Source organism: Clostridium sp. MCC353 (assembly GCF_018785315.1).
GTDB lineage: Bacteria > Bacillota > Clostridia > Lachnospirales > Lachnospiraceae > CHH4-2.
Map to the genome: position 1 here is coordinate 1 of NZ_WQPN01000103.1, position 10,121 is coordinate 10,121.

Annotated in this window: 10 protein-coding genes and 1 riboswitch; of the genes, 7 read left to right on the plus strand and 3 right to left on the minus strand. The window is 45.6% G+C overall.

Translation table 11 applies throughout. From position 1 onward, the window contains the following. Positions 1-112: 112 nt before the first annotated feature. The 3 genes from GPL15_RS17395 to GPL15_RS17405 are packed head-to-tail and all read right to left on the minus strand — an operon-like array spanning position 113 to position 2,004. Positions 113-538 (minus strand): aspartate carbamoyltransferase regulatory subunit, encoded by a 426-nt coding sequence (locus tag GPL15_RS17395; protein WP_215699964.1) that lies wholly within the window; start codon positions 536-538, stop codon positions 113-115. Beyond that, the gene (gene pyrB, locus GPL15_RS17400) at positions 532-1,455 is read right to left on the minus strand and encodes an aspartate carbamoyltransferase (protein WP_215699965.1); all 924 of its coding nucleotides are present in this window, start codon (positions 1,453-1,455) and stop codon (positions 532-534) included. The genes GPL15_RS17395 and pyrB overlap by 7 nt, the downstream gene beginning before the upstream one ends. A gap of 12 nt (positions 1,456-1,467) precedes the next feature. Beyond that, positions 1,468-2,004, minus strand: coding sequence for a nitroreductase family protein (locus GPL15_RS17405; RefSeq protein WP_215699966.1), 537 nt, complete (start codon positions 2,002-2,004; stop codon positions 1,468-1,470). A 199-nt stretch (positions 2,005-2,203) separates the two neighbouring features. Between GPL15_RS17405 and GPL15_RS17410 the strand changes: the two genes are divergently transcribed. The 7 genes from GPL15_RS17410 to GPL15_RS17440 all read left to right on the plus strand — a co-directional run bounded on the left by GPL15_RS17410 (position 2,204) and on the right by GPL15_RS17440 (position 10,048). Beyond that, on the plus strand, positions 2,204-2,962 hold the full coding sequence (locus tag GPL15_RS17410; RefSeq protein WP_215699967.1) for an ABC transporter ATP-binding protein: 759 nt from the start codon (positions 2,204-2,206) through the stop codon (positions 2,960-2,962). A gap of 19 nt (positions 2,963-2,981) precedes the next feature. Then, entirely contained in the window at positions 2,982-4,781 is a 1,800-nt protein-coding gene (locus GPL15_RS17415) for a CARDB domain-containing protein (RefSeq protein WP_215699968.1), read from the plus strand. Then, positions 4,768-6,123 (plus strand): ABC transporter permease, encoded by a 1,356-nt coding sequence (locus tag GPL15_RS17420; RefSeq protein ID WP_215699969.1) that lies wholly within the window; start codon positions 4,768-4,770, stop codon positions 6,121-6,123. Before GPL15_RS17415 ends, GPL15_RS17420 begins: the two co-directional genes overlap by 14 nt. 101 nt (positions 6,124-6,224) lie before the next feature. Then, positions 6,225-6,306, plus strand: a riboswitch (ZMP/ZTP riboswitch). 155 nt (positions 6,307-6,461) lie between these two features. Continuing rightward, positions 6,462-7,175, plus strand: coding sequence for an IMP cyclohydrolase (locus tag GPL15_RS17425; RefSeq protein ID WP_215699970.1), 714 nt, complete (start codon positions 6,462-6,464; stop codon positions 7,173-7,175). 18 nt (positions 7,176-7,193) lie between these two features. Next, entirely contained in the window at positions 7,194-8,372 is a 1,179-nt protein-coding gene (locus GPL15_RS17430) for a phosphoribosylaminoimidazolecarboxamide formyltransferase (protein WP_215699971.1), read from the plus strand. A 109-nt stretch (positions 8,373-8,481) separates the two neighbouring features. Next, positions 8,482-9,132 carry an RNA polymerase sporulation sigma factor SigK gene (gene sigK, locus GPL15_RS17435; RefSeq protein WP_346344998.1) on the plus strand — a complete coding sequence of 217 codons (651 nt, stop codon included), beginning with the start codon at positions 8,482-8,484 and terminating at the stop codon, positions 9,130-9,132. Between the two features lie 70 nt (positions 9,133-9,202). Next, positions 9,203-10,048 carry a tyrosine-type recombinase/integrase gene (locus GPL15_RS17440; RefSeq protein ID WP_215699973.1) on the plus strand — a complete coding sequence of 282 codons (846 nt, stop codon included), beginning with the start codon at positions 9,203-9,205 and terminating at the stop codon, positions 10,046-10,048. Positions 10,049-10,121 lie beyond the last annotated feature (73 nt).

The following is a 10,121-nucleotide window of genomic DNA, read 5'->3' on the forward strand; positions in this document are numbered from 1 at the left end:
GTATTTCTTAGGGTCGGAATCCGCCCCCCAATTCCTCTCATCCACGGCCGCCTGCCCCAGATTCCCCGTCTTCATGGCGTAACTCCTGCCAACTCGTTAAATAAAGATTTTATTACTTAGAATATTTTTCTTCGCAGTACATGCAGCGGTAGGTTTCCGTATTTTCATCGGAAAGATAGAAAATGTGAGGAAGTTCCTGTTCGATGGATGTGATGCAGCGCGGGTTCTTGCAGTGGATCACGTTGGTGATTTTCTTGGGGAGTTTCAGGCTGCGTTTTTCGCGGATCACGCTGTCATGGATGATGTTTACTGTGATATTGTGATCGATATAGCCCAATACATTTAAGTCGATATGTTCTAAATCACCATCGATTTTGATGATGTCTTTTTTGCCCATTTTGCTGCTTTTGGCATTTTTAATGATCGCTACCTGGCATTCCAGTTTGTCCAGACCCAGGTGATAGTAGATGTCCAGGCTTTTTCCGGCCTGGATATGGTCCAGGACTACGCCTTCTTTTAATCCGCTGATATTTAACATGGTTTCTTCACCTCCAAAAGTGTCATAATAAGGGCCATTCTCACGTAGACCCCGTACTGTGCCTGTCTGAAGTAGGCGGCTCTTGGGTCGCTGTCCACTTCGGTTGAAATCTCGTTCACCCTTGGGAGCGGATGAAGAACGAACATATCGTCTTTAGCGAGTTTCATCTTTTCTTTGTTCAGGATATAGCAGTCTTTTAAGCGGATATAGTCCTCTTCGTTGAAGAAACGCTCTTTCTGGACACGTGTCATGTAGAGAATATCCAATTGCGGCATAGCGTCATCCAGGTTGCCGATCTCTTCAAATTCAATATGGTTGGCTTCCAGCACATCTTTGCGGATATAATCGGGAATGCGCAGTTCGGGAGGGGAGATCAGGATGAACTTGATGTTTTGGTAACGTACCAGGGCATTGATTAAGGAATGAACGGTACGGCCGAATTTCAAGTCTCCGCAAAGTCCGACAGTCATGTTATTTAAACGGCCTTTTTCGGAACGGATTGTCATCAGGTCGGTCAGTGTCTGGGTGGGGTGCTGGTGTCCGCCGTCGCCCGCATTGATGACAGGGATATTGGAAGCCTGGGAAGCGACCAGAGCGGAACCTTCTTTCGGGTGTCTCATGGCAGCGATGTCCGCATAGCAGGAAATCATGCGGATGGTATCGGCTACGCTTTCGCCTTTGGCAGCGGAACTGGAATCAGCAGAAGAAAAGCCCAGCACATTGCCGCCCAGGTTTAACATGGCAGCTTCAAAACTCAAACGGGTTCTGGTGCTTGGCTCATAAAATAAAGTTGCGATCTTTTTGCCGTCACAGACATGGCTGTATTTTGGCAGGTTGTGTTCGATGTCTGTAGCGAGTTCCAGCAATTGGTCAATTTCTTCCACTGAAAAATCCAGCGGGTTTAGTAAATGTCTCATAACTATCTCCTTTTAACGGTATGTTAATAATGTTTCTACTGGTTTGCGTTTTGGAGCATCAGGAGTTTCGTCCCCATAGCCCATTGCGATCAGCGCCATCAGCTGCTGGCCCTCGGGAATCTCAATGAGGGCAGACGCCTTCTCAAAATCATAAAGCCCAAGGATCACTGTGTCAAGTCCTAATTCCTTTGCTGCAAGACAAAATGTCTGACATGCGATTCCACAGTCGAACGCCTGCCATGCATCGCCCCGGATGGTAGAAAAAGAGCCATCACGTTCATAACCGGAACGACCTGTGATCAAGGTTGTTGCGACTAATAATGGTGCTGGCTTTATAATAAGGGCATTATGCTCACTACAGCAGGTATCGGCAATAGCGTTCCGTAAACCGGAATCCTCAATAGCAATATAACGGGTTACCTGAGTATTCTTCCAGGATGGAGCAAATGAAGCTGCAGAGATAATCTGCTCCAGCAGAGAATGAGGAACGGCAGTCTCTTTAAAACGGCGGATACTTCTTCGTGTTTTAATGGCGTCTATGGTATTCATCTCGAACCTCCTTTTTTTCCTTTCCCTATTATATAGTATAAGTCAGGATATTTCTACAATTTTTTACAAAATTATGGTATACTTTTTTAGAATGCGGCGGCTGTGTTTTGCCAAAACGCCGTGTAAGGAATATTTAAGGAACTTTAAGAAAATTCAGGCGGTACAAATTGGTTTTTTACTGTATAATAAATCAAGAGAAATGAAAAGGGAGGTCTGGGCTTTGGAAGAAAACAGAATACCCATTATTGAAGTAAAAGACCTTTATAAGATATACAGAGTGGGGGAGACAAAGGTTTACGCCCTCAACGGCGTGGATTTTACCATGTATAAGGGAGAGTTTTGTGCGATTGTCGGACCGTCCGGTTCCGGAAAATCCACTTTGCTGAACATGCTGGCAGGGCTGGAAAAGCCTACAAAGGGACAGATTGTGATTGCCAAAACACATATTGAGAAGATGACTGAAAACCAGTTGGTGGCCTTCCGCAGAAAGCATGTGGGCTTTATTTTTCAGTCCTATAATCTGCTGCAGACCATGAATGCGGTTGAGAATGTGGCTCTGCCCCTGTCTTTCAGAGGAATTCCCAAGAAAATAAGAAATAAAAAGGCCGTAAAGTATTTAAAGCTGGTAGGGCTGGAGAAACAGATGAAGCACAAGGCTAATGAGATGTCGGGAGGCCAGCAGCAGCGTGTCGGAATTGCCCGGGCCCTGGCTGTGGACCCTCAGATCATATTTGCCGATGAGCCTACCGGCAATCTGGATACCAAGACGACCATGGAAGTCTTAAATCTGATGAGAAAGGTCGTGAGGGAGCAGAATCAAACCCTTGTTATGGTCACTCATGACAATCATATAGCGTCTTATGCGGACAGGCAGTTCCACATTGTGGACGGTAAGATACTGAAGATAGAAGAACGGCGCCATCCGGACGAGGAAAGCCGGACTGCGGAAGAAACTTAAATAAAGAGGAGATTAGAGTATGAAAATGCTGAAAAAAAGTTTGGTATGGATCTTGGCAGTGATCACTTTGCTGGGAGCAATGCCGCTTACATCCTTTGCCCTGATTGATACCAGTGACAATGACTACGTTATTACAAAGAAAACGCCCAGCGGTAAGACAGGAAAGAGCATGAGCATTTCCTTCACCTTGAAAAACAGTTCGGGACGGGACTGGAATAAGATGGGGATATCCCTCTCAACCGATGTGATCATTTCGGATGATGAAGACCTGGATTCTACCTATGTATTCCCTTTTGAAGTGAATGACAACACCTTTGATATCAAAGAAGTGGGATCCCTGAAAGACGGCTCTTCAAAAAGCGTTTCCATTTCAGCAAGGGTAAGGCGGGATATCGCGGAAGGATATTATTCGGTGCCCATTAAGGTTTACGATGATAAGAATAATGAGCTGGCGGATGAATATATCAATGTCTGGATTTCCAAATCCACAGGTTCGTCAAGCGATGATGAAGAAGATGACAAAACAATCACATTTGTGCTGGGAGAGGGCCAGAGCACTCCTGACGGGGTTTACCCGAATATCCTCAACTTCACCATGAATTTAAGGAATGACAGCACGATTTCGGCCCAGGATGTTACGGTCGGCATGGTGATGAGCAAGGAAGATACGGAGTTCCCATTTGAGATCAACGATGCGAACTATGACCGCCGGTTCGATAAAATTACGGGCGGGGAGACGGTGGAACTGCCTTACAGCTTCATGATCAGAAAGGATGCGTACAGCGGATATTATCCCATTAAATTGGAGATTACATACAGAGACAGTTCGGAAGGCCCTTTATTAAAAGCGGAAGAATCCTTTTTTGTGCGCGTCACCAATAAGGATAAGGAAGATAATAAAGGTGATTTTAATGCAAACGACAGAACAAAAGCCCGTTTAATTGTGGACAGCTATGAGACGATCCCGGAGAATATTTATGCCGGAGAGGAATTCGAGCTGATCTTGAGAATGAAGAATGCATCTGCCGATGTTCCGGCCAGCAATATCCTGTTCTCCTTAGAATCTGAAAAGGTTTCAGACAGCGCTGTTTTTTCTATGGAATCGGGATCTTCCTCCACGGTTGTCAATTCCATGCCGGCGGGAGAAACTGCTGAGATCCGTGTTAAAATGATATCAAAGGCCAGCATTGATCAGAGATCCTATTCCATCACGATCAAAGAAAAATATGACAGCCCAGAGTTTAAGAATGCGGAAGAAAGCGTGGTTGTGGACATTCCTGTCCTTCAGCATGCCAGACTCAACACAGGCACCATTGAGATCATGCCGGAAAGCATTAATGTAGGATCAGAAGCGAATGTCATGTTTGCTATCAACAACACTGGAAAAGTCCTTCTTTATAATGTTATGGCCAAGTTTGAAGCTGATTCCATTCAGACCACAGACGCTTATGTGGGCAATATCAAACCGGGTGACACCGGGAACGTGGATGTGATGGTCAGCGGAATTGCTCCTACGGCCGATGACGGTAAGGTAAAGATCACCATCACTTATGAAGATGAAAACGGCCATGAGACAGCGCTGGAAAAGGAAATGACGCTTTTTGTAACAGAGGAAATCCCCATGGATTTTGATGACTCTATGGCAGGGAATTTCGATGATATTCCGGTAGAGAATCCCTCCTTTTTCAGCAAATATAAGTTAATTATACTGCCTGCAGCCGCTCTGGCCGTCATCGCGGTTGTCACATTTATCGTTATAAAGAGAAAAAAGAAAAAAGCGGCCCTGGAAGAGGATGAGATAGACGATGAGATTTCTTGATCTGCTCACAATGAGCGTAAATAACCTGCGGCGCAGGAAGCTGAGGACGGCCCTCACCGTTCTGGGGGTTATTATAGGTACGGCCTCAATTGTGGTAATGGTTTCTTTGGGAATCGGGTTAAGCGAACTGACTATGGAACAATATGAGTCCTTCGGCAGCCTGACAGCCATCACTGTATATTCCCAGGACAGGTGGGGCAATAGCGACAGTTCGAAAGAACCCAGCTATCTTACGGATGAAACGATGAAACTATTAAAAAGGGTAGATCATGTTCAGTCCGTTTCCCCCCTGCTGTCCTTCTATGTGCTGATGAAACAGGGCGTTTATGAAGCCCAAATGAGCATGAATGGGGTATCCAGGGAATACATGGAACAGATTAAGCTCGGAGAAGGCCATCTCCCGGAACCGGGAGGGGAGCTTGAGATGGTAGTCGGCAACCAGGTGGCCCGTAATTTCTACAATACGAAGAGTAAGGGCGGGCGCCGTAATTATGACGAGGTTCCGGACGTGGATTTCCTGGATAAACCCATGTTTGTGGTTTTTGATACAAACGCATATTTTCAGGCTCAGAGCGGAGGCGGCGGAGAGGGCAGCACCCCTTCCAAACCTCCCAAAAAGTACATGATTCCTACAGCGGCAATGGTTGAAGGCGGAATTGATGACTGGAGCAACTACAGCTATGAGGTCTATGTGGATATCGATGCGCTGAAAACCCAGCTTCGAAAGGTATTTGGAAAAGATCCGATTCCGGGACAGCCGACCAATAAAAAGGGAAAACCGTATAATTACTTCATCTATGATCAGGCTGTTGTATATGTGGATGACATGAGCAACGTGACCACGGTGCAGAAAGAGATCACCGATTTGGGCTATCAGGCATACAGCAGCATGGAATGGCTGGAACAGTCTCAGCAGCAGTATAACATGATTCAGGCTGTTTTAGGCGGTATTGGTGCGGTATCCCTGTTTGTGGCGGCTATTGGAATTGCCAATACGATGATGATGTCCATCTATGAAAGGACGAAGGAAATCGGCATTATTAAAGTGCTGGGCTGTGATATGGGAGTGATCCGGAATATGTTCCTTCTGGAATCCGGTTTTATCGGTTTTATGGGAGGAATCATAGGCATTATATTGAGCTATACCTTATCCTTTGTCATCAATAAATTTTTAGGGGCTGCCCAGCTCATGATGGGAATTGACGGTGATATATCCAGAATCCCTCCGTGGCTGTCGGGATCAGCGATTCTGTTCGCCATCTTTGTGGGTATGGCCGCTGGATTCTTCCCTGCGTTAAGGGCGATGAAATTAAGCCCTCTGGCCGCCATAAGAAACGAATAGCTTTGAATAACGGCACTGGGATCAAATGGCGCTGGGATAAAATAGCTGAGATAAAATATTAATTTCTTCTTGCAAAGGAAAAAATAATATTATATGATAAATAGAGGACGTGCGACTGGCGGATGAGTGGGAAACCACAGGGGAGCACGTAAGAAGATTGAGCCGACCGCCTGGGCATTGTTGGGAACAAAAGGAGAGAATCCCTTTGTTCGTCATACTGCCCAGGCGTTTTTCTATTCCATAGAAAGGTCGTCTCATGGAATAACAAAGCCCTCCGGGCAGGATAAAGACCGCACTGCAGTGGTCTGGTTACATAAAAAGTTAGGAGGAATCAGCGGATGAAAATGCTGGCTATTGAAGAGGAACTGAAGAATAATGCCTATCCGGGCAGAGGAATCGTGATTGGAAAAACAGAAGATGGTAAAACGGCCGTAACCGCATATTTTATTATGGGCAGAAGTGAAAACAGCCGTAACCGGGTATTTGTGGAAGATGGGGAGGGGATTCGCACCCAGGCATTTGACCCGTCTAAATTGACGGATCCAAGCCTGATCATTTACGCTCCGGTACGGGTTCTGGGAAATAAAACCATTGTGACCAATGGCGATCAGACCGATACAATCTATGAAGGAATGGATAAACAGCTCACATTTGAACAGTCCCTGCGCAGCCGTGAATTCGAGCCGGACGGCCCTAATTATACGCCCCGGATTTCAGGAATTATGCATATTGAAAATGGCAGATACAATTATGCCATGTCCATTTTAAAGAGCAGTGACGGAAACCCGGAAGCATGTAACCGCTATACGTTTGCGTATGAGAACCCTGTGGCAGGGGAGGGACATTTTATCCACACCTATATGCATGACGGCAGCCCGCTTCCCAGCTTTGAAGGGGAGCCGAAACTGGTTGGAATTAAGGGCGGAATTGATGAGTTCACCAGCCTGCTGTGGGATAATTTGAATGAAGACAACAAAGTTTCTCTGTTTGTACGGTATATTGATATCGCTTCGGGAACCTATGAAACCAGAATTGTAAATAAGAATAAATAAGAACAGGAGAGCGCAGAGATGAAAGAGTTGGAGTTAAAGTACGGATGCAACCCAAATCAAAAACCGTCCAGAATATTCATGCGGGGTGAAAAGGAGCTTCCAATCCAGGTTTTAAGCGGTAAACCGGGATATATTAACTTTTTGGATGCATTTAACGGATGGCAGTTGGTTCGTGAATTAAAGCAGGCCACCGGACTTCCGGCAGCGGCTTCATTTAAGCACGTTTCTCCGGCGGGAGCTGCGGTAGGACTTCCTCTTGACGAAACCCTGGCTAAGATTTACTGGGTGGACGATATGGGGGAACTTTCTCCACTGGCATGTGCATATGCCAGAGCCAGAGGAGCGGACAGGATGTCTTCATTTGGTGATTTTATATCACTTTCTGATATCTGCGATGCGGACACTGCCCGTATCATTAAGAGGGAAGTATCCGACGGCGTGATCGCTCCGGGATATGAACCGGAAGCGCTGGAGATTTTAAAATCCAAAAAGAACGGCAGCTACAATGTGATCCAGATCGACCTGGATTATGTGCCGGATCCGATTGAGCGGAAACAGGTATTTGGAATTGTGTTTGAACAGGGAAGGAATGAATTGAATATAGACGCCGGACTTTTGGCAAATGTGGTGACAGAGAATCAGGATATTCCTGAGGACGCCAAGCGCGACCTGCTGATTTCCTTAATCACGTTAAAGTATACCCAGTCCAATTCGGTGTGCTATGCCAAGGGGGGACAGGCCATCGGCATCGGAGCCGGGCAGCAGTCCAGGGTTCACTGCACCCGTTTGGCGGGCAGCAAAGCGGATAACTGGTTTTTACGTCAGGCGCCTCAGGTGCTGAACCTTCAGTTTGTGGACGGCATCCGCCGTGCTGACCGGGACAACGCCATAGACGTTTATATCGGTGACGACTATATGGACGTTTTGGCCGACGGTATCTGGGAACACACATTTAAGGTAAAACCGCCTGTATTCACAAAAGAGGAAAAAAGGGCATGGCTGGATCAGATGAAGGACGTGTCTTTGGGTTCTGATGCATTTTTCCCGTTCGGGGACAACATTGACCGCGCCTACAAGAGCGGCGTTAAATACATAGCCCAGCCGGGCGGTTCTGTCCGCGATGACAATGTAATTGAAACCTGCAATAAATATGGCATGTCCATGGCGTTTACCGGAATCCGCCTGTTCCACCACTAAAATAGTAACATTTCTGGCGGTTCATCTTCTTGAGCAAACGGTTAGTTAAAATAAAATAAAAGTGTAAAAGCACTTAAAAAGCCATCTTAGCATAAAATAAGATTAAGTAATGCTAAGGTGGCTTTCTTTGAAGACATTTCCCCAGCCTTTAACTGCAAGAGAGGAACGAGAATATCTGGAACGCTACAAAGAGGGTGACCAGGAGGCAAGGTCTGTACTCATTGAACGGAATATGCGTTTGGTAGCGCATGTGGTTAAAAAATATCAATATACAGATCATGATATGGATGATTTGTTGTCTGTTGGTACCATTGGCCTGATTAAAGCAGTGAACACATTTAATGTGGACAGAGGATCAAGGCTGGCTACGTATGCCGCAAAATGTGTGGAAAACGAGATCTTAATGCTTCTTCGGGCCAATAAAAAATATTCAAAAGAAGTTTCGCTGTTTGAGCCCATCGGGGTGGATAAAGACGGCGAGACGGTCAGCCTTGTAGATGTGATTGAACTGGAAAATAAAGAAGTACTGGAAGGTTTGATTCTGCAGCAGGAGGTTAAGGAATTATACCTGGCCTATGAAAGCTGCTTAAAGGATCAGGAAAAGATCGTAATTAGTATGCGTTACGGATTATTTGGAATAAAAGAACATACTCAGAGAGAAATTGCTGAAAAACTTGATATTTCCCGTTCTTATGTCAGCCGGATAGAGAAAAAAGCGTTGGAAAAGCTGAAAAAAGAATTCGAGCGTGTTGAGGTTTAGTAAAAACCATTTTCTGTGGTTATAATAAGCGCATGTATCTGATATAACGCAGGAAAGGATGATTGCTGAAATGACAGAAAGATTATTGACAGAAGAGATGATGGCAGCGTTTGAAACATATCTGATTGAAGAAGAACGCTCGAAGGCAACAGTTGAAAAATACAAGAGGGATATCAGAGCTTTTTATAATTGGCTTCCGGATGAGAAACTGGTCACAAAGGAATGCATGATGACTTATAAGCAGTTTTTGTCGGAAAAGTATAAGGCCGCCAGTACGAATTCCATGCTGGTGGCCTTAAATAACCTTTGGTCTTACCTGACATGGCCGGAATGCAGGGTGAGGCTTTTGAAGCTGCAGCGGAAGAGTTTCAGGGAACTGGATAAGGAACTGAACCGGAATGAGTACCAAAGGCTTGTCCAGGCTGCCAGGACAAGACGGAATGAGCGGCTGGATCTGCTCATCCAGACGATCTGCAGCACCGGTATCCGGGTCAGTGAACACCGGTATATTACGGTGGAAACCCTGGAAAAAGGCAGGGCCCGTATTGTAAATAAAGGAAAGGAGCGGACGGTTTTTCTGCCGCCCAAACTGTGCGTCATTTTGCAGAGATACTGCAGGAAAAGGGGTATTGTAAACGGCCCTGTCTTCATCACAAAAGGTGGGAAACCTTTAAACAGAAGCAATATCTGGGCGGAGATGAAAAAGCTGTGCCTGTCGGCCCAGGTCAGCCGGGAGAAGGTGTTTCCTCATAACCTGAGACATCTGTTTGCCCTGTCATTCTATCAGTTGGAAAAAGATATCGTCCGCCTGGCGGATATTCTGGGACATGCCAGCATAGAGACCACCAGAATCTATACCATGACCAGCAGCGTGGAGCAGGTGAAAAAGCTGAACCAGTTAAGACTTGTAATATAAAATGAAATTCATATTGGGAAATGTTATGAGAGATTAATGAAATGGAAAAACACATAATAAGCATTATGTAGTA

Bases quoted from the DNA above. Each gene is read 5' to 3' on its own strand.
- GPL15_RS17395 (WP_215699964.1), bottom strand. From the start codon at position 538: ATGTTAAATATCAGCGGATTAAAAGAAGGCGTAGTCCTGGACCATATC.
- pyrB (WP_215699965.1), bottom strand. From the start codon at position 1,455: ATGAGACATTTACTAAACCCGCTGGATTTTTCAGTGGAAGAAATTGAC.
- GPL15_RS17405 (WP_215699966.1), bottom strand. From the start codon at position 2,004: ATGAATACCATAGACGCCATTAAAACACGAAGAAGTATCCGCCGTTTT.
- GPL15_RS17410 (WP_215699967.1), top strand. From the start codon at position 2,204: ATGAAAAGGGAGGTCTGGGCTTTGGAAGAAAACAGAATACCCATTATT.
- GPL15_RS17415 (WP_215699968.1), top strand. From the start codon at position 2,982: ATGAAAATGCTGAAAAAAAGTTTGGTATGGATCTTGGCAGTGATCACT.
- GPL15_RS17420 (WP_215699969.1), top strand. From the start codon at position 4,768: ATGAGATTTCTTGATCTGCTCACAATGAGCGTAAATAACCTGCGGCGC.
- GPL15_RS17425 (WP_215699970.1), top strand. From the start codon at position 6,462: ATGAAAATGCTGGCTATTGAAGAGGAACTGAAGAATAATGCCTATCCG.
- GPL15_RS17430 (WP_215699971.1), top strand. From the start codon at position 7,194: ATGAAAGAGTTGGAGTTAAAGTACGGATGCAACCCAAATCAAAAACCG.
- sigK (WP_346344998.1), top strand. From the start codon at position 8,482: ATGCTAAGGTGGCTTTCTTTGAAGACATTTCCCCAGCCTTTAACTGCA.
- GPL15_RS17440 (WP_215699973.1), top strand. From the start codon at position 9,203: ATGACAGAAAGATTATTGACAGAAGAGATGATGGCAGCGTTTGAAACA.